The following is a 22,873-nucleotide window of genomic DNA, read 5'->3' as shown; positions in this document are numbered from 1 at the left end:
TGCACGGTCACGGCGACCACGTCGACACCGCCGTCGGTCAGCACCGCCCGTGCCTCGTCGGTGACCTCGGTGGCGGGCACGATCGCCAGCACGTGGGCTTCGGCCAGCACGCGGGTCAGGTGCGCGAGCCGTTCGGTCCGCGCCGGTCCGGCGTCCGAGCCCACCAGCGCGTCGACCGATGGTCCGGTCAGCACGTGCGCTGCTCGCCCCCCCGCGGCGGCGTAGCGGTCGATCGCCTCGGCGACGGCTGTGGTGCGGGCGCTGGGCGTGCCGGTCAGCCACACCGAGGTGGCGGGGGCGTGCACTGCTGCACCATCGCTCGACCCGCCGGCAGGTGCGACGGACACCGACTCGGACGCGCTGGTGATGGTGCCGGCTCCGACGGTGTCGTTGGTGTGCTCGTCGATCAGGACGAAGGCGCCGCTGTCGCGGTTGTGCGCGTACGAATCCACGACGACGGGTGCGCTGGTGCGCAGGGTGACGCGAGCGATGTCGTTGAGTGCGAGTTCGCTCTCGACCGGATGCTCGTCCAGGGTCTCCGGGTCCAGCCGCGCCGACAGCCCCGCGACCGTGGCGCGCACGGTGGAGGTGGTGTGTTTGAGCGCCACCCGGTCCCCGACGCGCAGCGGACGCTCGGCGAACCAGCAGACGGTGGTGTCGAGTTCGCGCGCGATCGTGGGCCGATCGGCCTGCTCGAGTGCGGAGACGATGGTGTCGCCGCGAGCGATGTCGATGTCGTCGGCGATCTCGATGGACACCGACAGTGGTGCCACTGCGGTGGTGCGGTCCGGGTCGAGCGTGTCGAGTGCGGTGACGGTGGTGGTCGAGTTCGAGGGCAGCACCAGCAGGCGGTCACCGACGGTGAGGGTGCCGGCGCTGAGGCGGCCGGCGTAGCGCCGTCGGCCGCCGTCGGTGGGCCGGGAGACCCACTGGACGGGTAGCCGCAGGTGGTGGGCGTCCGCGGCAGGTGCGTCTAGTTCGATGCCCTCGAGGTAGCCGAGCAGCGTGGGGCCGGTGTACCACGGGGTGTGCTCGGAGCGGTGCACCACGTTGTCACCGCCGAGAGCTGCGATGGGAATGACGGTGATGTCGGTACCGAGGCGGCGTCCGAGTTCGTGGAGTTGGGCCTCGACCTCCCGGAACCGACGCTCGTCGTAGTCGATCAGATCGATCTTGTTGACCGTGGCCACCAGGCGCTCGACACCGACGACGGTGGCGATGCGGGCGTGTCGACGACTTTGCCGCAGCACACCGGAGCGGGCGTCGACCAGCAGGATCGCGACGTGGGCGTTGGAGGCGCCGGTGAACATGTTGCGCGTGTAGCGCTCGTGTCCGGGAGTGTCGGCGAGGATGTAGCTGCGGGTCTCGGTGGCGAAGAAGCGGTAGGCGACGTCGATGGTGATGCCCTGCTCGCGCTCGGCGCGCAGCCCGTCGGACAGTGCGGCGAGGTCGGCCACCCCGTCGCCGTCGGTGACGGCATCGAGGTGATCGAGGGGCAGCGAATCGGTGTCGTGCAACAGGCGCCCGATCAGGGTCGACTTGCCGTCGTCGACCGATCCCGCGGTGGCGATGCGCAGCAGCTGCCGTACCCCCACCGGGCTTGCGGTCCCGGGCGCGCCGGTGGTGACGGTCATCAGAAGTAGCCTTCCCGTTTGCGATCCTCCATCGCCGCGGCGGACGTGCGATCGTCGGCGCGGGTCTCACCGCGCTCGGACACCGTGGCAGCGGAGATCTCGGCGATGACGCGATCGATGGTCGTCGCCGTCGAGCGAACGGCCCCGGTGATCGTCAGGTCCCCGACGGTGCGGTAACGCACCCACTCGGTGGTGGCCGTCTCGCCGTCGGCCGGGGCTGTGAACTGCGATGTGGCCAGCAGTATCCCGTCGCGCTCGAACACCTCGCGCTGGTGGGCGAAGTAGATCGAGGGCAGTTCGAGGTTCTCGAGCTCGATGTAGCGCCAGATGTCGAGTTCGGTCCAATTGCTCAGCGGGAACACCCGCACCTGCTCACAACGCCTGATGCGGCCGTTGTAGAGCGTCCACGGTTCGGGGCGCTGCGCGCGGGGGTCCCACTGGCCGAACTCGTCGCGGAAGGACAGCACGCGCTCCTTGGCGCGGGCGCGTTCCTCGTCGCGTCGGGCCCCGCCGAACGCGGCGTCGAAACCGCCCTTCTCGAGTGCATCGAGCAGAGTGCGCGTCTGCAGCCGGTTGCGCGATCCGCTGGGACCGCCCACCTCCTGCACGCGTCCGCTGTCGATGGACTCCTGCACCGACGCCACGATCAGCTGATGTCCGTGGTCGGCGGTGCGGCGATCGCGGAAGGAGATGACCTCCGGGAAGTTGTGGCCGGTGTCGACGTGCAGCACCGGGAACGGCAGCGGAGCGGGCCGAAACGCCTTCTCCGCCAGGCGCAGCAGCACGATCGAGTCCTTGCCGGCCGAGAACAGCAGAACCGGCCTCTCCAACTCGGCGACCACTTCGCGGATGATGTGCACCGATTCGGCCTCGAGTGCCCGCAGCTCGTCGACGTGTGTCACGTCTGGTGTGGGAGCGCCGTGTGTCACGTCTGGTGTGGGTGTGCCGTGGGTCACGTCTGGTGTGGCTGTGTTCACGCGATCCCGCCGGGGCCCGAGATGGGTGCGTGCAGGCCGCACTCGATCTTGCTGGTGCCGGCCCAGCGCCCACTGCGCGGATCGGCGCCCGGCGCCGGCTTCGTGGTGCACGGCCGGCATCCGATCGAGGGGTAGCCGTCGTCGATGAGGGGGTTGACCAGGATCGAGTGCTCGTCGATGTAGGCCTGCTTCTGCTCGTCGGACCACGCGGCGATCGGGTTGATCTTGACCAGCCCGAACGCGTCGTCGAACGAGATGAGGGGAGCGTTGGCGCGGGTGGGGGCCTCGACGCGGCGGATGCCGGTGACCCATGCGCTGTAGCCGGCGAGGGTGGTGCGCAGCGGTGCGACTTTACGCAGTGCGCAGCAGCGGGAGGGGTCGCGGGCGAACAGGTCCTTGCCCTCGGCGGCGTCCTGCTCGGCGACGGTGGCCTCGGCGCGCGCGTTGACGATGTTCACCCCGTACACCGATCCGACGGCGTCGCGCGTGCCGATGGTCTCGGCGAAGTGGTAGCCGGTGTCGAGGAAGAGCACGTCCACGCCGGGGTGCACCTGCGTGGCCAGGTGCACCAGCACCCCGTCCTCCATGTTGGAGGCGACGATGAAGTCCGAGCCGAAGGTGTCCTCGGTCCAGCGCATCAGCTCCTGCGCGCTCGCGCCGTCGAGGTCGCGGGCGCCGCGGGCGGCGATCTCACGGAGCTGGTCCTCGGTGAGGTGTCGGTGCAGGTCAGAGGTCATGGTCGGTGCTCCTGAGTCGGTCACTGCAGGTCGGCGTCGGCGGCGCGGACCGCCCACTGGGCGAAGCGCTCACCCTCGGTGCGCTGGTCGACGAAGTTGCGCACCACGCGCTCGATGTAGTCGCCGAGTTCGGTGCTGGCCACCTTGTGCTGGCGCAGCTTGCGCCCGAATGCGCTGTCGAACCCGAGGCTGCCGCCCAGGTGCACCTGGAAACCCTCGATCTGGTTGCCCGCACCGTCGTCGATCAACTGGCCCTTGAACCCGATGTCGGCGATCTGGGAGCGAGCGCACGAGTTGGGGCAGCCGTTGATGTTCACGGTGATCGGCACGTCGAGCTGGGAATTGATGTCGGCGAGGCGCTGCTCGAGCTCCGGCACCAGCACCTGCGAGCGCTTGCGGGTCTCGGCGAACGAGAGCTTGCAGAACTCGATTCCGCTGCAGGCCATCAGGTTTCGACGCCATACGCTGGGCCGGCTGGGCAGGCCCAGGGCGTCCATCTCGGCGATGAACGACTCGAGCTTGTCGTCGGCCACGTCGAGGACGATCAGCTTCTGGTAGGGAGTGAAGCGGATGCGATCCGACCCGGCCCGCTCGGCGGCGTCGGCCACCGCGGAGAGAATGGTTCCCGAGACGCGGCCGGCGATGGGGGCGAGCCCGACGGCGTTGAGGCCGTTCCTGAGCTTCTGCACCCCAACGTGATCGATGGGGGCGGTGGGCTTCTCGGGCGCGGGACCGTCGATGAGTTTGCGGCCCAGGTACTCCGTCTCGAGCACCTCGCGGAACTTCTCGATGCCCCAGTCCTTGACCAGGAACTTCAGGCGCGCCTTGGTGCGCAGGCGCCGGTAGCCGTAGTCGCGGTAGAGGCTGACCACGGCCTCCCACACGTCGGGTACCTCGTCGAGGGGCACCCAGGCACCCACGCGCTGGGCGAGCATCGGGTTGGTGGACAGGCCGCCGCCCACCCACAGATCAAGACCCGGGCCGTGCTCGGGATGGTTCACCCCGATGAACGCGATGTCGTTGATCTCGTGCACCACGTCCTGCTGCCCGGAGATCGCGCTCTTGAACTTGCGCGGCAGGTTCGAGTACTCCTTCTTGCCCACGTACCTGCGCACGATCTCGTCGATGGCGGGGGTGGGGTCGAGCACCTCGTTCAGCGATTCACCCGCGAGCGGGGAGCCGAGCACCACGCGGGGGCAGTCGCCGCACGCCTCGGTGGTCTGCAACCCGACGGCTTCGATGCGACGCCAGATCTCCGGGACGTTCTCCACCTCGATCCAGTGGTACTGCACGTTCTCGCGGTCGGAGAGGTCGGCGGTGTCGCGTCCGAACTCGGTGGAGATCTGCCCGAGGGTGCGCAGTTGCTCGACGCTCAACGCTCCGGCGTCGCATCGGATGCGCATCATGAAGTACTTCGCCTCGAGCAGGTCGATGTTGTCGTCACCGGTGAAGGTGCCGTCGTAGCCCTGCTCGCGCTGGGTGTAGAGCCCCCACCAGCGGAACCGACCGCGCAAGTCGCCCTTGTCGATGCTGTCGAAGCCCTGTTTGGAGTAGATGTTCTCGATGCGGGCGCGCACGTTGAGCGGGTTGTCGTCCTTCTTGGACTGTTCGTTGGCGTTGAGCGGCTCGCGGTAGCCGAGCTTCCACTGTCCCTCGGCCTTGCGCTTGACCGGGCGTGCCCGGCGAGCGGGCGTGGTCTCGGGTGTTGTCTGCGTCATGTGAGCAGGTTCTCCGTACGTGTCGGGTGCCTGTGGGGCCGATCGGCGGGCGACGCGAGAAACAGCGCTCACCCTGCCGTGTCGACCGGCCGGGTGGTGCGGGCGGGGCGAATCAGCGGTACGCGCTCAGACAGCTGCTGACCCGACCCAGATCGACGTGGCGTCGCTGCACCAGGGGGACGCCGCGGGAGGTCATGGCGTCGATTCTGCCACGCACCGAGAGGCCGACGAACCTCCGGTACCCAATTTCCCGAAAATTTCCGGGAAATAGAGAACTTCGGGAAATGGCCGTCGGGCTCCGGGTCGCTGCGGTGGGAGACTGGTTCCGATGAGTACTCCCGCTGTTCCCGTCGCGTTGACGCTGCCCGCCGATCCCGTCGCGTTGACGTTGCCCGCCGATCCCGTCGGAACCGGGCCCTTCGGGGTGTACGTGCACGTGCCGTTCTGCGCGACTCGCTGCGGGTACTGCGACTTCAACACCTACACCGCCGGGGAGTTGGGCACGTCCGCCTCACCGCAGTCGTGGCTCGACGGTGTGCGCCGCGAACTCGATCTCGCGGCAGCCGCGATCGCCGCCACCGGATCGCCGGTACCCGTCGCCGACACCGTGTTCGTCGGGGGTGGGACGCCCTCGCTGCTCGGCGGCGACGGTCTGGCCGCGGTGCTCGGCGCCGTGCGCTCGAGCTTCTCCCTCGCCGCGGACGCAGAGGTGACCACCGAGTCCAATCCCGAGTCGACCTCGCGGGCCTTCTTCGACGACCTGCGTGCGGCGGGATACACGCGGATCTCCCTCGGCATGCAGTCCGCCGCCCCCGCGGTGCTCGAGATCCTCGATCGCACCCACACGCCGGGACGGCCGGTGGTGGCGGCGCGGGAGGCGCGCGTGGCGGGGTTCGACCACGTCAACCTCGACCTGATCTACGGCACGCCCGGCGAGTCCGACACCGATCTCGACGACACCCTCGCCGCAGTGCTCGATGCCGGCGTCGACCACGTCTCGGCGTACGCGCTCATCGTCGAGGACGGCACCGCCCTGGCCCGTCGTGTTCGACGGGGGGAGATCGCCGCCCCCGACGACGACGTGCTCGCTGCCCGCTACGAGCGCATCGACGCGACCCTGACCGCCGCCGGTCTGAGCTGGTACGAGGTGTCGAACTGGGCGCGCGACGACGCCGCACGCTGTCGCCACAACCTCGGGTACTGGGACGGCGGCACATGGTGGGGCGCCGGTCCCGGAGCGCACGGGCACCTGGGCGGCACACGGTGGTGGAACGTCAAGCACCCTGCTCGCTACGCGCAGATGCTCGCGGACGGGGTGCTGCCGGTCGCCGAGCAGGAGGTGCTCAGCGCCGACGACATCCACCTCGAACGCGTGATGTTGACCACCCGCCTGCGAACGGGGCTGTCCGCGTCGGATCTGAGCCCGGAGGAGGTGCGGCGCGCCGACCGTGCCGTCGCCGACGGGTTGCTCGTTCGTGAGGGGCAGCGGTGGGTGCTCACCGACCGCGGACGCCTGCTCGCCGACGGCGTGATTCGCGATGTGCTGAGCTGAGCGGCCTCGTCGGTGTTGGATGAGTCGATGACCATCCGAACCAGCCCCGCAGAACCCGTACCGGCAGCGTGGTGTGTCGGCCTGGCCGGGTTCCAGGCCGCCCTGGCGCTGGGTGCGCCGTGGGGCGCCGCGGCCTGGGGCGGCACGAATCGCGGGGTGCTCCCGGCGCGGATGCGTGCGGCCAGCGCAGTTGCCGCCGCGGCGTGGGCGGGCGCTGCGGCCAGCCTCGGCGTCCCCGGCCTGGTGACCGCTCCCACGCGACGCCGCGTGCTGATCGGTGTCACAGCGTTCGCCGGAGTCGGGGTCCTGGCCAATGCGGCCTCGCGCTCACCGGTCGAGCGTGCGATCTGGGTGCCGCTGAGCGCCGTCGGCGCAGGCCTGGGCGTGCGGGCGTTGCGTCAGCCGGCCAGAGCGTCGTAGTCGAAGACCCTCGCGTGCAGGACGACGCGGTTGCGCAGAGCGGCGCGGACGGCGCGGTGGAGCCCGTCCTCGAGATAGATCACGCCGCGGTAGTTGACCGCGTGCGGGAACAGGTCGCCGTAGAACGTGCTGTCCTCGGAGAGCAGTCGGTCGAGTTCGAGAACCTTGGTGGTGGTGACGATCTCGTCGAGCCGCAGCTGCCGGGGCGGGATCTTCGACCAGTCGCGCAGAGAGAGCCCGTGGTCGGGGTAGGGCTTGCCGTCTCGGACGCCTTTGAAGATCACCTGCCCCACCCTAGTTCGGGCGCGGGGTCCTGTTGCCGTGAACCGCCTCGGCCCCTGTCGAGATCGAATCGCGCGAGTTTCCGGGGAGTCGGGGGTTCACGGGGCTCCCGGCGTCCCGGGTGGTCGCATCGTGGGTGAACATGACAACGTGCACGGCGAACGCGAACGTCCAGCGACTCATCCGGCACCGGATCTGCGCGGCCCGCTGCGTTTCCTCCTGTGGCTGGCACGGTGTCAGCCATGGCGCGTGGCGGCGGGTTCGGTGTACGCGACCTTGTGGATGGTCGGTCTCGCTCTGCCGACGTTTCTGCTGTCCAAGGCCATCGAGGACCTTCTCGGAGGCGCCCCGCCCCTGCGCGTCGCGGCGTGGTCGGCGGCTGTGGTTGGTGCGGGCGCACTCAGTGCCGTGCTGGCCGTCGCTCGGCACCGCACGATGAGCCAGATGCGGATACGGGGTTCCTACCTGCTCAACCGCATCCTGGTTCGGCACGCCATGCAGCTGGGGTTGGAGTTGCGCCGGCAGGTCGATTCCGGCCAGTTGGCCACGATCGGACTCGGCGATGTGGCTCGCGCCAGCACCTCCCTCACCGTCACCGGCCCGGGTGTGGGTGCGGTCGTGGCCTACGGGGTGATCGGGATCCTGCTGCTCGGTGTGTCCGCACCGGTGGCGTTGGTCGCCGGGCTCGGTATCCCGGTGATCGTTGTCGTCGTCGGGCCGGTCATGAGGCGGGTGATCGAGTCGCAGGAGTCCTACCGCACTGCTGAGGGGGCTCTCACGTCCCAGCTGGTGGATTCGATGGCGGGGCTGAGGGTGCTGAATGCGTTCGGTGGCAAGGACCGCTACCGTCGCCGCTTCAGCGAGACGTCCGACCAGCTTCTGCATCGTGGCTACCGCGTGGCGTCGGTGACCAGTTGGGTCGACGCCGTTGCCGTGGGCCTGCCGGCCATCTTTCTCGCTGCCGTCACGTGGCTGGCGGCTCGGCTGGTCTCGCGTGGTGAGATCTCGCCCGGCGATCTGGTCGCCGTCTACGGGTACACCGCCGCCCTCGTCGCACCTGTCACCGCGCTCATCGAAGGCGGAGACATGCTGGGCCGCGGCATCGTCTCCGCCCGGCGCATCATCGCGTTCCTGAGCACTCGACCCTCCCCGCAGGACGCTGCGTCCTCGTTCCATCTGCCGTCCACGCCGACCGACTTGGTCGACCAGACCACGGGGATCCGCGTGCCGCCCGGAGCCTCCGTGTGCGTGGCGAGCGATTCCCCCGCCGCAGCCACCGCGCTGCTCAACCGCCTGGGACGGGTCGAACCCGGCCCGGTGACGTGGGGCGGCGTCGGTGTTTCCTATCCAGCTCCAGCCCGGTTCCGCCGGGCAGTGCTCCTGGCGGAAAGTGACGCCGAACTCTTCGCAGGAACCCTCGCATCGGTGGTGCGCAGCCGACGCCGGGAGGCCTCCGACGACGAGGTCCTCGCCGCACTGCACACGGCCTCAGCCGACGACCTCCTCACCAGCCTGCCCGGGGGACTCGCGGGCCGCATCGAGGCCGGCGGATCGAACCTTTCCGGTGGTCAACGTCAACGCGTGCGACTGGCACGCGCGGTGCTGCACGATCCTGCCGTGCTGCTCGCGGACGAGCCGACGTCGGCGCTCGACGCGCACACCGAAGCCGCTGTGGCCGAACGCTTTCGAGCGCATCGGGAGGGCCGTCAGACCGTGGTCGCCACCACCTCCCCGCTGATGCTGGTCTGCGCCGACGTCGTGTACTTCCTCAGGAGTCAGGGCCCCACCCTGTCCGGTTCGCACGAGGAGCTCCTGCACCAGCCCGACTACCGCCACCTCGTGCACCGCGGCGGGGATGACGCGGCGGAGGTGGGCGGATGAGCACCGATCCAGCTCTCCCGATCGCCGACCGCGCACAAACCTGGAAGGCCGCCCGCCGAGTCTTGAGCAGGGACAAGGCCGGGCTCGCCCTCCTGATCGTCACGACGGTACTGGCGTCGGTCGCTGCCCTCGGTGGCCCGTTCCTGATCGGCCGCATCATCGATGCGGTCACCGATTCCACCCTCGCCGACCGGGTGGACCGGCTCGGACTGGCGCTGGTGGTGCTGGCCTGCGCCCAACTCGTGCTCACGCGGTGGGCGAGTCTGGTGGGCACCAGGTTCGGCGAACGGACCCAGGCATCGATCCGCGAGGAGTTCCTCGACGGCGCGTTCGGTGTCCCCACCCGGGTGGTCGAGCGGCACGGAACCGGCGACCTGACCGCGCGCGGAATCAGCGACATCCCGGTGGTGGGAAACTCACTGCGAGAGGCGATCCCGCAGTCCGCGGTCGCTGTGGCGCAGGGAGTGCTGATCGTTGTGGCGGCCGTTCTGGTCGATCCGCTGCTCGGGGTCATCGGCCTGACCGGACTGGTCGGCATCACGTTCGCGACCCGGTGGTACCTGAGACGGGCACCGCGGGCGTACTTGGATCAGGGCGCAGCGGTGACGGGTCTGGCCACGCAGCTGGCCGAGACGATGCGGGGTGCCCGGACCATCGAACTGCTGGGCCTCGAGGACCAGCGGCTGGTGGCCTGCGACGCCGCCATCGAGGACGCTCGTCGAACCGCGCGACGCACCCTGAACCTGCGCACCGTCTTCTACCCGAGCGTGGACATCTCGGTGGCCGTTCCCACGGGACTGGTGCTGCTGGTCGGGGCACTGCTGGCCACGTCCGGGGTGTCGAGCGTGGGAGCCGTGGTGGCGGTGACGCTCTACATGCAGCAGTTGGCTCAACCGACCCAGACGCTGCTGATCTACATCGAGCAACTGCAGGCATGTGCGGCATCTTTCGCCCGTGTCGCGGGTGTGGGCGCACCGAAGCCTCCGCCCCGGTACACCGACGAGGTTCCCGCCGACGACACGGTCAGCGTCGAGCACGTGAGCTTCTCCTACGGGCATGAGGACGCCCTGAGTGACGTGTCCCTTCGCGTCGCGGGCGGCGAAAGTGTGGCGCTGGTGGGGCTGTCCGGTGCCGGGAAGTCCACCCTCGGAATGTTGATCTCCGGCGACGAGGAGCCGCGCAGCGGTGTCGTCACGGTTGGTGGTGTGAACGTCTTCGACCTGCCGCCGGAACAGGTGAAGAAGCACATCCTGCGGGTCACTCAGGAGCAGCACATCTTTCACGGCACGCTGCGGGACAACCTGAGCCTGGCCGCGCCGTCGGCGAACGACGAGACCCTCGCCGAGTCTCTGCGATCGGTGGGCGCGAACTGGCTCGACGATCTGGAGTTGGGGTTGGACACCGTGGTCGGAGACGGCGGGGAGCGTCTGCATGCAGGGCAGGTTCAACAACTGGCCCTGGCGCGGGTTGTACTCGCCGACCCCCGAACGGTTGTGCTGGACGAGGCGACCAGCCTGCTCGACCCCGTCAACGCGCGGGTGGCCGAACGGGCGCTCGCTGCGGCGCTCGAGGGCCGCACGGTCATCGCCATCGCCCATCGCCTCCAGACAGCGCGTGACGCAGACCGCGTCGCCATCATGGAATCGGGACGGATCGTGGAAATCGGCACGCACGATCAACTCGTCACCGGCACAGGCCCGTACGCGGCGATGTGGGCCGCGTGGTCGGGGTCCGGCTAGCTGTACTGCTCGAGGACGTTGATCAATCGCGAGAAGGGCGGCTGGTCGTTGTCCGACAACACGCGCTCGATGGTGACGCCACGGTCGGCGAACCACTCGACGGCTCGGTAACGCCGACAGCGGTGACGGCGGTTTCGTCATCATGGACCTCGGTGTACGCGACACGCGAGTGATCGTCGATGACCGTATGCACGAACGCGTACCCAAGCTTGGGGTTGCGCCACTTGCTCCTCGGCTTGTCCAGGGTGGCGGCGCGGTCGACATAGGCCGGCCGGTTGAGGCGGGCAGTGGTGAGGATGCGATGGACTGTTGACGGTGCGATGCCGAGGCGGCTGGCGAGCTGAACCGGCCTTTCCCGCAGCCGCATTCGCAGGCTCACGCACCGCCTCGTCACACGCCGGCCCCGTCTTGCTCGGTGACGTCTTCGGTCGCGACGACCGGTCGTGCATAGGCTCGCCGTCGAGGTAGCGGTCGACCCAGCGCTTTACGGTTGGCCAGGACACCTGGAAGCGGGCGGCGACCTCGCCGATCGGCCACCCGTCCTCGACAACGAGTTGCGCGACCTTCAAGCGATGGCGGGGCGTGAGAGCGGCGTTGGCGTGGGACACGGGGCTTCAGACGTGAGCTCGAGCGGGCACTTCGCGAGCCAGCACGATGGTGACGGCACCAAGCAGGGTGCCGGTGACGCGTCGCTGCCAGGCGGTCCAGGACGGGCGGTGGGCGAGGAAACTCGCGATCGATCCTGCGCCGATGACGATGAGAGCGTTGATGGTCATGCTGACGGCGATCTGCTGCAGGCCGAGCGTAATGCCTTGGGCAAGCTGGTGGCCGAGGCTCGGATCGATGAATTGGGGGATGAGTGTCAGGTACATGATCGCGGCCTTGGGGTTGAGTAGGTTGGTGATCAGGCCCATCCGGAACAGCCGCCAGTTGCTGTCGATGGGAAAGTCGCGTACCTCGAAGGCGCCGACACCACCAGGGCGCAGCGCCTGCCAGGACAGCCAGGCCAGGTACGCGACGCCTGCAGCCTTGAACCCGATGAACAACCACGGGACGGCGACGAACACCACGGCCAGACCGAGGTTGGCCATGAGCATGTAGATGCCGAAGCCCACTCCTGTTCCGGCCAAGGACACCAGGCCCGCCCGCCGGCCCTGCCCGATGCTGCGTGAGGCGAGATACATCATGTTCGGGCCAGGGGTGAGCACCATGGCCAAGGCAGTAGCCGCCATTCCGAGCGCGGCGTGCGCGCTGACGGGCCATCCGATGAGTGAGGTAAACATGCCGCCACCCTGGTGTAATGCTGTGATGCATCTCAACCCTTACGGCGAGTATGCGGTTCTCCTCGCACAGTCCCTGGCCAACGACTGGCCCTTGGACCGCGCAGGCGTCCTGGCCAGGACGCGTGAGTACGGCATGACCATGCCCTTCCCGGAGCAATCGGGCGATCATGCCCGGTGCCGAGACGTCGTCGACCAGTGGTTGACCGTCGTCGACGTCCAGGACGCGGATGAGCGGGCCGCCCGGCTCAATGCCCAAATGGCTGCTGTGTCGGCCTACCCCCGCCTGACAGACCACAACGGCGAGGGATGGCACCTGCACTACCGCGACACGGACGATGACCTACCGGTGGTCCTTCACTCGGTCTTCGCCGTTGGGACCGCGCTCCACCTGACGACGCGCGGCATGACCCGACTCGGACGGTGCGCATCGACACCCTGCAGCAACGTGATCGTCGACGTCTCCCGGAAGGGCACCCAGCGCTACTGCTCGCCAAGATGCGCGAGCAGGGATGCCGTCCGACGCCACCGCGCCCGGAACCGGCCCACGCGACCAATCGACGTGTCCGGTCACTTCAGCTAGCCGCACTCCGGTCTCGGCTCCGGAGTCGCACGGGTCTCGGCTCCGAAGTCGCACAGGTCTCGGCTCCGGAGTCGCACGGGTCTCGGCTCCGAAGTCGCACACCACATCACAGGGCCGCGCGAGTCAGGCTCGCGTGGGCGTGACGTAGTCGATGACGCGGATGATCACCGGATCGGGTGGGTTTGCGTGGTGCTCGGCCAGGATCCGTTGCAGGCTGCGTTCGATCTGTGACCAGTCGATGGACGGTGGTGGATGCTCGTCGAGGATGCGGTCGGGTCGGTGGAGGTGGTTGGTGCGGGGCGGGTCGGTGGTGCCGTTGGCGACCCAGCCGTAGCGGCCGCGGTCGGGTCCGTCGGCGATCTTCACCGTCCGCCAGCCACCGGGACGAGCGTGCACGGCCCGATTGTGGGGCCCACATGCCGGGGCCAGATGCGGGGCATCGGTGGACCCGCCGGCGGCCCAATCTTGTTCTGCATGATGGGCTTCGATGTGTGCGAACGGTGCCGGACACGCGGGTTTCGAGCAGCCGCCGTACATGGCGAACAGCAACATCCGCTGCGACCGGGTGGCCAGCCGGGCCGAGCGGCCCAGGTAGAGCGGCTCACCGGTGTGATCGTCGAACACCGCCAGGTACATCTGCGCCTGCGCCGCCAAGGTCACGATCTGCGACATCGGCAGATCGGTGCCGGTGGCGGTGTGCCCGACCCCGGCCCGCTCCCGTAGCTGCGACTCGGTGATCGAGACGATCACATGCGGCGGCAACCCACGATGTGAGGCGCCGTACAGTCCGCCATCGGCTGCGGCACGCACCAGCGCCGCCAACGCATCGTGATTGCGTTGGAGTTGACTGCGGGTGTCACGCTCGGCAGCCACCCGCACCGCGGCAGCGTCGATCCCGTCGTCGTCGACACCACCACGCGGGGACTGCTCATCATCAGGATTGTTCATTCCCGGCGCGGCCCACGCCGCCAACAGCACCTCCACCAACGCACGCGTGGTGGGGTCGAGGGTGGCGGTCAGCTTCGACATCCCCAGCGAGTCCTGAGCACCGAGCGACAGGCCACGAGTGCGGGACCGATCCTGATCGCTGGGCAGGGTGCCGTCGGGATCGAGGTACGCCAGGATTCGTTGCCCCGCCCGGGTGATGTCTCGGGGGCTGTGATGGCGAGCGATCTCGGCGAGCTGCTCCTCGGCCTGCTCCCGCACCGGCACCGCAGTGTCGGCGGGCACCTTGGCCATCACCGCCAACACCGCGTCGACGTGCTCGTGCCCCACAGCACCGTCGGCCATCGCCGACGCCGTGTTCGGGCACATCGGATCCACCCGCTGTCCGCTGATCGCGTACGACGCCACCAGCTGATCGACCTGGTTCAGCCGCCGTCTCGGGTTGGCCACCCGCAGTCGCTGCGCCACGAACTCGACCACCGTGGTGCAGTGCACACTGCGGTGAGCATCACGATCGGACACGTCACGGATGCGCTGCAACCCGATACCCGCCATCACTCGGACCGCGCGCTCGTGAGCGATGGCCACCTCGGCCACCTCGACCTCGGAACACGCATCCGACGTCGAAGCCGCGATGCGCGCCAACAGACGATGCAACGCCTCGTAATCCGCGACCAGCGAACTTTCGTCGACCAATTTTCACCTCCCCGGCTTGTTCCACAATAATAGAACATATGTTCGAGCGCAAGATGTGGACGAGCCCATCACCAGAAAGTTGCCGACGGAGATCAGCCCCGGGTACCGGGGCCTCGCCGCCGGTCCCCACCTCGTGCAGCAACTAGACTCGGGGATTACCGGAACTTCTGCAGCTGTGGAAACCGGCAGGCAACTCGATCAGCAGGAGGTGACGATGTCGAGTACCGAGGACCGCAGATTCGAAGTGCTGCGAGCGATCGTGGCCGACTACGTGGCCACCCAGGAGCCCATCGGTTCCAAAGCGCTCGTCGAGCGCCACAACCTTGGTGTGTCGAGCGCGACGGTGCGCAACGACATGGCCGTTCTCGAGGCCGAGGGATACATCGCCCAACCGCACACCAGCTCCGGCCGCATTCCCACCGACAAGGGGTACCGCCGGTTCGTCGATCGCATCGACGACGTCAAGCCGCTCTCGTCCGCCGAGCGCCGCGCCATCCTGCACTTCCTCGCCGACGGCGTGGACCTCGACGACGTCCTGCGCCGCGGTGTGCGCCTGCTCGCGCAGCTGACCCGCCAGGTGGCGGTGGTGCAGTACCCGACGCTGTCGGCGTCCTCGGTGCGTCACCTCGAGGTGGTCGCGCTCACGCCGGCTCGGTTGCTGCTGGTGCTGATCACCGATTCGGGGCGGGTGGATCAACGCATCGTCGAACTCGGCGACGTGATCGGTGACGAGGACCTCTCCCGGCTGCGCAGCCTTCTCGGTGGCGCGCTCGAGGGCAAGAAGCTCGCGGCGGCGTCGATCGCGGTCGCGGAGCTGGCCGAGAACGCTCCCGAGCAGATTCGTGACGCCGTGGTGCGCTCGGCGACGGTGCTGCTGGAAACCCTCGTCGAGCACCCGGAGGAGCGTCTGGTGCTGGGCGGGACGTCCAACCTCACACGCAACGCCGCAGATTTTGCGTCGCTGAACGGGTTCCCCGGCTCTCTGCGCTCGGTTCTCGAGGCACTGGAGGAACAGGTGGTGGTGCTCAAGCTCATCGCCGCCGCGCAGGATCCCGGTCGGGTGACCGTGCAGATCGGCGAGGAGACCAACGTTCAGGAGATGCGTGGGGCGTCGGTGGTGTCCACCGGCTACGGTTCCGGGGGCAACGTTCTCGGCGGCATGGGGGTGCTGGGGCCGACGCGCATGGACTATCCGGGAACCATCGCCTCGGTTGCGGCGGTCGCGCGCTACATCGGCGAGGTTCTCGCCGAACGCTAGGGGCCGGACCGAACACCTGTCACAACCGAACACTTGTCACACACGAGACTGCACACACGCACGGACATGAAGGACGGCACGGACACGTGGCACGGGACTATTACGGAACGCTGGGCGTCGATTCGAAGGCGTCCGACCAGGAGATCAAGCGCGCGTACCGCAAGCTGGCGCGCGAGTTCCACCCCGATGTGAACCCGGACGAGTCGGCGCAGGCCAAGTTCAAGGACATCTCCACCGCCTACGAGGTGCTCTCCGATCCGGAGAAGCGACGCATCGTCGACCTCGGTGGCGACCCGCTCGACAACGGCGCCGCCGGGGCCGGTGGCTTCGGCGGCGGTGGCTTCGGCGGCGGTCTGGGCGACGTCTTCGAAGCGTTCTTCGGTGGTGGCGGCGGCGGTCGCGGCCCGCGCGGGCGGGTGCAGCCGGGCTCGGACTCGCACCTGCGGGTCACCCTCACCCTCGAGGAGTGCGCGACGGGCGTGACCAAGCACTCGCTGGTCAGCACCGCCATCCTGTGCGATGTGTGCACCGGTGCGGGCACCAACGGCGACAGCAAACCCCAGCGCTGCGACACCTGCGGCGGCGCCGGTGAGGTGCAGTCGGTGCAGCGCTCGTTCCTCGGCCAGGTGATGACCTCGCGTCCGTGCCCGACCTGCCGCGGGGTGGGCGAGGTGATCGCCGATCCGTGCCGCAAGTGCGGTGGCGACGGGCGGGTGCGTGCGCGCCGAGACCTGGCCATCAAGATTCCCGCCGGTGTCGGCGGCGGCATGCGGATTCGGCTGGCCGGTCAGGGCGAGGTCGGTCACGGCGGCGGACCGGCCGGCGACGTCTACGCCGAGGTGGCCGAGAAGCCCCACGAGACGTTCGTGCGGGACGGCGACGACCTGCACTGCACGGTCAGGGTCCCGATGGTCGACGCGGCCCTCGGCACGTCGGTGACCGTCGACGCCATTCTCGACGGGCCCACCACCCTCACCGTGGAGCCGGGCACCCAACCGGGCGCGGTGACGATTCTGCGCGGGCACGGGATGCCGAAGCTGCGCGGCGGCACGCGCGGCGATCTGCACGCCCACCTCGAGGTGGTCGTACCCACCCGCCTCGACGGCGAGGAGACGCGTCTGCTCGAGAGCCTGCGTTCGCGTCGGGGCGGGGAGTCGGCCGAGGTGGTCACCAGCGGCTCCCAGCACACCGGGGGCCTGTTCTCGCGGCTTCGCGACGCATTCACGCGCTGATCGGGACCCGCCCCCGTGGCCGCCACGCTCTACTACCTCGATCCACTGCCCGATGTCGGCGAGCTCGCCGTGCTCGACGGGCCGGAGGGGCGCCACGCGGCCACCGTGCGGCGCACCGCTGTCGGTGAACCCCTGGTTCTCGCCGACGGGCGTGGCGGCGTGGCGCACGTGACGGTGAGCGCCGTCTCTCCTGGTCGACTCGAAGCACGCGTGGTGGCGCGTGGCGTGCACACCGCGCCCACCCCCGTGGTGACGCTGGTGCAGGCGCTGCCGAAGTCCGAGCGCTCCGAACTGGCCGTCGAGACCGCCGTCGAGGCCGGTGTCGACGCGGTGGTGCCGTGGCAGGCGGCGCGCTGTGTGGCCCGATGGGAGGGGCCGCGCGCTGCCAAGGGCGTCGTCAAGTGGCGCTCGGCCGCTCTCGCCGCCGCCAAGCAGTCCCGTCGGCCGATCGTTCCGACGGTGGCGGATCTGGCCGACACCGCCGCCGTCGTGGCACTGGTGGGCGCCGTCGTGGCGCGCGGCGGTGTGGCCGTGGCGCTGCACGAGTCCGCGAGCACCCCGCTGGCGACGATCGATGTGCGCGGCGCCGCCGAGGTGGTGCTCGTCGTCGGTCCCGAGGGCGGCCTCGACGACGCGGAGATCGGGCGTTTCGTCGCGGCAGGAGCGCACACTGTGGTGCTCGGACCCACCGTGCTGCGCACGTCGACGGCCGCGGCAGTTGCACTCGGGGCGCTGGGGGTCCTGACCGATCGATGGTCCGCGCAGCCCCTTCGGAGCGAAACTGCCTCGAAGGATCGGCCCTGACGGCGCTACGCTTGCGGGGTCGGGTGTGTTCACCCGGCCTCGTGCCGAGCACCGGAAAGCAGGCCATACACATCACGTGAGCGAGAACAGTCGCAGCGCCACCCCGACCTCGAACCCACGCCCGAGCGTGTCGACCCTGGAACTTCCGGCCGAGGCGATGTTCGACCTGCTCGGATCCACCGACGAGAACCTGCGCGCACTCGAGCGCGCCCTGACGGCCGATATTCACGTGCGCGGCAACGTGGTGACCCTGACGGGCGCGCCGGCGGACGTCGCACTGGCCGAGCGTGTGGTCGAGGAACTGATCGGCACCATTGCCAAGGGTCAGCCTGCGAGCCCGGACATGGTTCGACGCACGGTGGGGATGCTCACCCGCGGGGTGTCGGAGTCCCCGGCCGAGGTGCTCAGCCTCGACATCCTCTCGCGCCGCGGCAAGACCATCCGTCCCAAGACGCTGAACCAGAAGCGCTACGTCGACGCCATAGATGCCAACACCATCGTGTTCGGGCTCGGCCCGGCCGGTACCGGCAAGACGTACCTGGCAATGGCCAAGGCCGTGCAGGCGCTGCAGGCCAAGGCGGTCAGCCGCATCATCCTGACGCGTCCGGCGGTCGAGGCGGGGGAGAAGCTGGGCTTCCTGCCGGGCACCCTGCACGAGAAGATCGACCCGTACCTGCGGCCGCTGCACGACGCGCTGCACGACATGATGGACCTCGAGGCGATCCCGAAGTTGATGCAGGCCGGGGTCATCGAGGTGGCCCCGTTGGCCTATATGCGTGGCCGCACACTCAACGACGCGTTCATCATCCTCGACGAGGCGCAGAACACCACGGCCGAGCAGATGAAGATGTTCCTGACCCGTCTGGGGTTCGGCTCGAAGATCGTGGTCACCGGCGATGTCACCCAGGTGGACCTGCCCGGTGGGGCCACCTCGGGTCTGCGCGCCGCGGCCGAGGTGCTCGTCGGTATCGACGATATCCACTTCTCGCACCTGGATTCCTCCGACGTCGTGCGTCACCGCCTGGTCTCGGAGATCGTCGATGCGTACGACCGCGCCGATCGTGGCCGCAGCTCGCGATCCGTTCGTCGGTGATCGAACCCGGTATCGTTCTCGCTCGAACCGGCGGATCGGCGAAAGCGTGTGCGGCATGAGCATCGAGGTCTCCAACGAATCGGGGATGGACGTCTCCGAGGAGAGGCTGATCTCCGTCGCCCGCTTCGTGATCGCCAGAATGGACGTACACCCGTCCGCGGAGCTGTCGATGGTGCTGGTGGATTCCCCGACCATGGCTGATCTGCACATGCGCTGGATGGACCTGCCGGGGCCCACCGACGTGATGTCGTTCCCGATGGACGAGCTCGAACCGGGCGGTCGTCCCGACTCTCCGGGTCCCGGTCCGTCGATGCTCGGGGACATCGTGCTCTGTCCGTCGTTCGCGGCCGAGCAGGCCGAGAAGGCCGGTCATCCGGTCGAGCACGAGCTTGCCCTGCTGACGGTGCACGGTGTGCTGCACCTGCTGGGGTACGACCACGCCGAGCCGGCGGAGGAGAAGGAGATGTTCTCGCTGCAGAACTCTCTCCTCGAGGACTGGTACGAGGACGCCCGTCGTGCGCGTCGAGATCAGCGTTTCGCCGAGCGCGATGCCCGCCTGCTCGACCGCACCGGATTCACCGATCGTGCGGGTGAGTCCGCGCCGTGAGCAGCCCTGCGGCGCTGATCGTCCTCGCCGTGCTCCTGGTGATTCTCGGTGGTGTGTTCGCCGCCGCCGATTCGGCCCTGAACACCGTCTCCCCCGCCCGCGTTGAGGAGATGATCAAGGATCGTCGCACCGGCGCCGTCGCGCTGGCGAGGGTGCTCGGTGAGCGCGCACGCTATGTGAACCTGACGGTGCTGCTGCGCATCGTGTGCGAGATCGCAGCGACGGTACTGCTCGCCGCGGCCTTCCTCGACTACTTCGACACCGACACCGGCCTGCTGCTCACCACGGCGGTGATGGTGGTGGTGAACTACGTGGCGATCGGGGTCGGTCCCCGAACGCTGGGCCGTCAGCACGCCTACTCGATCACGCTGAGCGCGGCGTATCCGCTGCGGGCCGTCGGTATTCTCCTCGGACCGGTCTCGCGGCTGCTGATCCTGCTCGGCAACGCGGTCACACCCGGAAAGGGATTTCGTAACGGCCCCTTCGCATCCGAGATCGAACTGCGGGAACTGGTGGACCTCGCAGGTGAGCGAGGAGTGGTCGACGACGAGGAGCGACGGATGATCCAATCGGTCTTCGAGTTGGGCGACACCTCCGCGCGCGGGGTCATGGTCCCGCGCACGGAGATGGTCTGGATCGAAGCGGACAAATCGGCGGGTCAGGCCACCAGTCTTGCTGTGCGCAGCGGGCATTCGCGCATACCCGTGGTGGGGGAGACGGTCGACGACGTTCTCGGGGTGGTGTATCTGAAGGATCTCGTCCAGCGCACCTACACTTCCTCGGACGGCGGTCGGAGCGTGCGCGTGGACCAGGTGATGCGCCCGGCGGTGTTCGTGCCCGACTCCAAGCCGCTCGACAGTCTGCTCGCCGAGATGCAGCGCGACCGGAACCACATGGCGATCCTGGTCGACGAGTACGGCGGTGTGGCGGGGCTGGTGACCATCGAGGACGTGCTCGAGGAGATCGTCGGTGAGATCGCCGACGAGTACGACGTCGACGAGGTTGCACCCGTGGAAGCGTTGGCGGACGGCCGTTTCCGTGTCTCGGCGCGGCTACCGGTCGAGGACGTCGCGGAGCTCCTGGGCGTGGAGATCGACAACGACGAGGTCGAGACGGTGGGCGGGCTGCTCTCCTACGAGTTGGGTCGGGTGCCGTTGCCGGGTGTGCAGGTCGATGCCCACGGACTCGTGCTCGAGGCCGAAGGTGGGTCCGATGCCCGCGGCCGCGTCCGGGTGAGCACGGTGCTGGTGGGCCGGGCACCGGGCGAGGAGGGCGGCGATCGATGAGCGAGCGCGAGGCAGGATTCCGGTCGGGTTTCGTGTGCCTGGTCGGCCGTCCCAACACCGGCAAGTCGACGCTGACCAATGCCCTGGTGGGCAGCAAGATCGCGATCACGTCGTCGCGCCCGCAGACCACACGGCACACCATTCGCGGCATCGTTCACCGTGAGCACGCTCAGCTGATCATGGTGGACACTCCCGGATTGCACCGTCCGAGAACCCTTCTCGGGCAGCGGCTCAACGATCTGGTTCGGGACACCTACTCCGAGGTGGACGTGATCGGCCTGTGCATCCCGGCCGACGAGAAGATCGGCCCGGGTGATCGGTTCATCCTCGAGCAGGTTCGGCACAATGCCCGCGGCACCACGCTGGTCGGCTTGGTGACCAAGATCGACAAGGTGTCCAAACAGCGTGTAGCAGAACAACTTCTGGCGCTATCGACGCTTCTGGGCCCCGAGTGCGACGTGGTGCCGGTCTCGGCCGCCAAGGGCGAGCAGGTCGAGGTGGTGGTCGAGGTGTTCGCCGCGGCGTTGCCGGAGGGCCCGGCGTTCTACCCCGAGGGTGATCTGACCGACGAGCCCGAGGAGACGCTCATGGCCGAGCTGATCCGTGAGGCTGCGCTCGAGGGCGTGCACGACGAGTTGCCGCACTCGCTCGCGGTGGTGATCGACGAGGTCACCGAACGTGAGGGGCACGAGAACATGCTCGACGTGGCCGCCGTTCTCTACGTCGAACGCGACAGTCAGAAGGCCATCGTGATCGGCAAAGGTGGCGCTCGGTTGCGAGAGGTGGGCACCGTGGCCCGGCTGCAGATCGAGAAGCTCCTGGGGACGCGGATCTACCTGGACCTACGGGTGAAGGTCGCCAAGGATTGGCAGCGCGACCCCAAGCAGATGGGACGCCTCGGATTCTGACCAGTGACGAGAAAGGGACCGACAGTGCGCTTCACCCCGACCGATCGTGACGTGCGCCGGTGGCGGCGCTACCTCGCGGACGAGAAGGCCGAGGCTGCGGTGTACCGCGACCTGGCGGCCCGGCGCACCGGTGAGGACCGGGAGATCCTGCTCGCGCTCGCCGCGGCCGAGGGTCGTCACGAGGCGTACTGGCGACAGATGCTCGGCGATCGGGTGGGCCGGCCGGTGCGATCGAGCGTGCGCTCGCGACTGTTGGGTCTGCTCGCCCGCCGTTTCGGATCGGTGTTCGTCCTCGCTCTCGCCCAGCGCGCGGAGACGCGCTCGCCCTACTCGCAGGACATCCACGCCACCGCCGCCATGGGCGCCGACGAGCAGATCCACGAGGAGGTGGTGCGCGCCCTGGCCGCCCGCGGCCGCAATCGCCTCTCCGGTTCCTTCCGCGCCGCGGTGTTCGGTGCCAACGACGGCCTGGTGAGCAATCTCGCCCTGGTGCTCGGCGTCAGCGGATCGGGTGCGAGCACGCAGTTCGTGCTGATCGCGGGCCTGACCGGCCTGCTGGCGGGTGCGTTGTCGATGGCAGCGGGCGAGTACGTCTCGGTGCGCAGCCAGCGCGAACTGCTCGAGGCGTCGGCTCCGGCGCCCACGGCGAACGCTGCGCTACCGCTTCTCGACGTCGACGCGAACGAACTCGCCCTGGTGTACCGGGCACGCGGGATGAGCACCGAGGAGGCGGACAGTCGCGCCGCGGCGGTCCTGGCCGCAGTCGGAGACACCGAGCCGGTGCCGGTGGTCGATCCCGCGGTCGACGGGGACGTGGACGAGCACGAGTCGGTGGGTACGGCGCTGGGGGCGGCGCTGTCGAGTTTCGCGTTCTTCGCCTCGGGTGCGGTGATCCCGGTTCTGCCCTACCTGATCGGGCTGTCGGGCACCACGGCACTGGTGGCGGCGGCGGTGCTCGTCGGTATCGCCCTGATGACCACGGGTGCGGTGGTGGGCCTGCTCAGCGGCGGTCCGCCGTGGCGGCGGGCGTTGCGTCAGTTGGCCATCGGCTTCGGCGCGGCGGCGATCACCTTCGGTCTCGGACTGCTGTTCGGCACCGGGCACGTGGGGTGATCTCGGGCCGGGTCGGTGGCGGCCCCGTCGCACGCGCCGGCCGACGCGCGTGACGACAGGGCCTTCGGTGCCCCCTCGAGTCGGCGTCGGGTGCCATAGTGGACTTCTCACACACGTGTGATTCCCGA

The 22,873-nt window shown here is 68.9% G+C and carries 19 protein-coding genes and 2 pseudogenes; 13 read left to right on the top strand and 8 right to left on the bottom strand.

Annotated features, from left to right (window positions below; all coding sequences use genetic code 11):
* Positions 1 to 80: 80 nt before the first annotated feature.
* The 4 genes and pseudogenes from ACY48E_RS08365 to ACY48E_RS08350 form a co-directional block, all read right to left on the bottom strand.
* A pseudogene (locus tag ACY48E_RS08365) lies at positions 81 to 1,634 on the bottom strand (sulfate adenylyltransferase subunit 1); the annotation flags it as partial.
* Entirely contained in the window at positions 1,634 to 2,563 is a 930-nt protein-coding gene (gene cysD, locus ACY48E_RS08360) for a sulfate adenylyltransferase subunit CysD (RefSeq protein ID WP_462871683.1), read from the bottom strand. The pseudogene ACY48E_RS08365 and the gene cysD, both read right to left, overlap by 1 nt.
* A gap of 44 nt (positions 2,564 to 2,607) precedes the next feature.
* A complete protein-coding gene (locus tag ACY48E_RS08355; RefSeq protein WP_462871682.1) occupies positions 2,608 to 3,348 on the bottom strand; it encodes a phosphoadenylyl-sulfate reductase in 741 nt (246 codons plus the stop codon).
* 20 nt (positions 3,349 to 3,368) lie between these two features.
* Positions 3,369 to 5,066: a nitrite/sulfite reductase gene (locus ACY48E_RS08350; RefSeq protein WP_462871681.1), complete on the bottom strand. Its 1,698-nt coding sequence runs from the start codon at positions 5,064 to 5,066 to the stop codon at positions 3,369 to 3,371.
* A 328-nt stretch (positions 5,067 to 5,394) separates the two neighbouring features.
* Between ACY48E_RS08350 and hemW the strand changes: the two genes are divergently transcribed.
* Both hemW and ACY48E_RS08340 read left to right on the top strand, forming a co-directional pair.
* The gene (gene hemW / locus ACY48E_RS08345) at positions 5,395 to 6,618 is read left to right on the top strand and encodes a radical SAM family heme chaperone HemW (protein WP_462871680.1); all 1,224 of its coding nucleotides are present in this window, start codon (positions 5,395 to 5,397) and stop codon (positions 6,616 to 6,618) included.
* Between the two features lie 27 nt (positions 6,619 to 6,645).
* A complete protein-coding gene (locus tag ACY48E_RS08340) occupies positions 6,646 to 7,038 on the top strand; it encodes a hypothetical protein (protein WP_462871678.1) in 393 nt (130 codons plus the stop codon).
* On the opposite strand, the gene ACY48E_RS08335 is transcribed toward ACY48E_RS08340, so the two are convergent.
* Entirely contained in the window at positions 7,017 to 7,322 is a 306-nt protein-coding gene (locus ACY48E_RS08335; protein ID WP_462871677.1) for a type II toxin-antitoxin system VapB family antitoxin, read from the bottom strand. The genes ACY48E_RS08340 and ACY48E_RS08335 overlap by 22 nt on opposite strands.
* A 130-nt stretch (positions 7,323 to 7,452) precedes the next feature.
* Between ACY48E_RS08335 and ACY48E_RS08330 the strand changes: the two genes are divergently transcribed.
* Positions 7,453 to 9,201, top strand: coding sequence for an ABC transporter ATP-binding protein (locus ACY48E_RS08330; RefSeq protein ID WP_462871676.1), 1,749 nt, complete (start codon positions 7,453 to 7,455; stop codon positions 9,199 to 9,201).
* On the top strand, positions 9,198 to 10,940 hold the full coding sequence (locus tag ACY48E_RS08325; RefSeq protein ID WP_462871675.1) for an ABC transporter ATP-binding protein: 1,743 nt from the start codon (positions 9,198 to 9,200) through the stop codon (positions 10,938 to 10,940). The genes ACY48E_RS08330 and ACY48E_RS08325 overlap by 4 nt, the downstream gene beginning before the upstream one ends.
* A gap of 47 nt (positions 10,941 to 10,987) precedes the next feature.
* On the opposite strand, the pseudogene ACY48E_RS08320 reads toward ACY48E_RS08325, so the two are convergent.
* Positions 10,988 to 11,548, bottom strand: a pseudogene (locus ACY48E_RS08320) (helix-turn-helix domain-containing protein); the annotation flags it as partial.
* 6 nt (positions 11,549 to 11,554) lie between these two features.
* Positions 11,555 to 12,223: a LysE family translocator gene (locus ACY48E_RS08315; RefSeq protein WP_462871674.1), complete on the bottom strand. Its 669-nt coding sequence runs from the start codon at positions 12,221 to 12,223 to the stop codon at positions 11,555 to 11,557.
* Between the two features lie 25 nt (positions 12,224 to 12,248).
* Between ACY48E_RS08315 and ACY48E_RS08310 the strand changes: the two genes are divergently transcribed.
* A complete protein-coding gene (locus tag ACY48E_RS08310) occupies positions 12,249 to 12,803 on the top strand; it encodes a CGNR zinc finger domain-containing protein (RefSeq protein WP_462871673.1) in 555 nt (184 codons plus the stop codon).
* 123 nt (positions 12,804 to 12,926) lie between these two features.
* Here the strand turns inward: ACY48E_RS08310 and ACY48E_RS08305 are convergent, their stop codons facing one another.
* Entirely contained in the window at positions 12,927 to 14,444 is a 1,518-nt protein-coding gene (locus ACY48E_RS08305; RefSeq protein ID WP_462871672.1) for a DUF222 domain-containing protein, read from the bottom strand.
* A gap of 214 nt (positions 14,445 to 14,658) precedes the next feature.
* Between ACY48E_RS08305 and hrcA the strand changes: the two genes are divergently transcribed.
* The 8 genes from hrcA to ACY48E_RS08265 all read left to right on the top strand — a co-directional run bounded on the left by hrcA (position 14,659) and on the right by ACY48E_RS08265 (position 22,745).
* Positions 14,659 to 15,702 carry a heat-inducible transcriptional repressor HrcA gene (gene hrcA / locus ACY48E_RS08300; protein WP_462871671.1) on the top strand — a complete coding sequence of 348 codons (1,044 nt, stop codon included), beginning with the start codon at positions 14,659 to 14,661 and terminating at the stop codon, positions 15,700 to 15,702.
* Between the two features lie 86 nt (positions 15,703 to 15,788).
* Positions 15,789 to 16,934 (top strand): molecular chaperone DnaJ, encoded by a 1,146-nt coding sequence (gene dnaJ, locus ACY48E_RS08295; RefSeq protein WP_462871670.1) that lies wholly within the window; start codon positions 15,789 to 15,791, stop codon positions 16,932 to 16,934.
* Between the two features lie 15 nt (positions 16,935 to 16,949).
* Positions 16,950 to 17,738, top strand: coding sequence for a 16S rRNA (uracil(1498)-N(3))-methyltransferase (locus tag ACY48E_RS08290; RefSeq protein ID WP_462871669.1), 789 nt, complete (start codon positions 16,950 to 16,952; stop codon positions 17,736 to 17,738).
* Positions 17,739 to 17,814: 76 nt separating this feature from the next.
* Positions 17,815 to 18,831, top strand: a complete 1,017-nt coding sequence (locus tag ACY48E_RS08285) for a PhoH family protein (RefSeq protein ID WP_462871668.1) — start codon at positions 17,815 to 17,817, stop codon at positions 18,829 to 18,831.
* Positions 18,832 to 18,886: 55 nt separating this feature from the next.
* Entirely contained in the window at positions 18,887 to 19,438 is a 552-nt protein-coding gene (ybeY, locus tag ACY48E_RS08280; RefSeq protein WP_462871667.1) for an rRNA maturation RNase YbeY, read from the top strand.
* Positions 19,435 to 20,724 (top strand): hemolysin family protein, encoded by a 1,290-nt coding sequence (locus ACY48E_RS08275; protein ID WP_462871666.1) that lies wholly within the window; start codon positions 19,435 to 19,437, stop codon positions 20,722 to 20,724. Before ybeY ends, ACY48E_RS08275 begins: the two co-directional genes overlap by 4 nt.
* Entirely contained in the window at positions 20,721 to 21,632 is a 912-nt protein-coding gene (gene era / locus ACY48E_RS08270) for a GTPase Era (RefSeq protein WP_462871665.1), read from the top strand. The genes ACY48E_RS08275 and era overlap by 4 nt, the downstream gene beginning before the upstream one ends.
* Positions 21,633 to 21,656: 24 nt before the next feature.
* Positions 21,657 to 22,745 (top strand): VIT1/CCC1 transporter family protein, encoded by a 1,089-nt coding sequence (locus ACY48E_RS08265; protein WP_462871664.1) that lies wholly within the window; start codon positions 21,657 to 21,659, stop codon positions 22,743 to 22,745.
* Positions 22,746 to 22,873: the final 128 nt, after the last annotated feature.

It is taken from the genome of Rhodococcus sp. AZ1, assembly GCF_054979605.1.
The sequence above is the reverse complement of the archived record's forward strand: the minus strand, read 5'-3'. Positions and strand labels throughout refer to the sequence as shown.

What these genes read in the sequence shown, in the direction of transcription:
- ACY48E_RS08315 (WP_462871674.1), bottom strand. Translation starts at nt 12,223, where the DNA reads ATGTTTACCTCACTCATCGGATGGCCCGTCAGCGCGCACGCCGCGCTC.
- ACY48E_RS08355 (WP_462871682.1), bottom strand. Translation starts at nt 3,348, where the DNA reads ATGACCTCTGACCTGCACCGACACCTCACCGAGGACCAGCTCCGTGAG.
- ACY48E_RS08350 (WP_462871681.1), bottom strand. Translation starts at nt 5,066, where the DNA reads ATGACGCAGACAACACCCGAGACCACGCCCGCTCGCCGGGCACGCCCG.
- ACY48E_RS08325 (WP_462871675.1), top strand. Translation starts at nt 9,198, where the DNA reads ATGAGCACCGATCCAGCTCTCCCGATCGCCGACCGCGCACAAACCTGG.
- era (WP_462871665.1), top strand. Translation starts at nt 20,721, where the DNA reads ATGAGCGAGCGCGAGGCAGGATTCCGGTCGGGTTTCGTGTGCCTGGTC.
- hrcA (WP_462871671.1), top strand. Translation starts at nt 14,659, where the DNA reads ATGTCGAGTACCGAGGACCGCAGATTCGAAGTGCTGCGAGCGATCGTG.
- ybeY (WP_462871667.1), top strand. Translation starts at nt 18,887, where the DNA reads ATGAGCATCGAGGTCTCCAACGAATCGGGGATGGACGTCTCCGAGGAG.
- ACY48E_RS08310 (WP_462871673.1), top strand. Translation starts at nt 12,249, where the DNA reads ATGCATCTCAACCCTTACGGCGAGTATGCGGTTCTCCTCGCACAGTCC.
- ACY48E_RS08340 (WP_462871678.1), top strand. Translation starts at nt 6,646, where the DNA reads ATGACCATCCGAACCAGCCCCGCAGAACCCGTACCGGCAGCGTGGTGT.
- hemW (WP_462871680.1), top strand. Translation starts at nt 5,395, where the DNA reads ATGAGTACTCCCGCTGTTCCCGTCGCGTTGACGCTGCCCGCCGATCCC.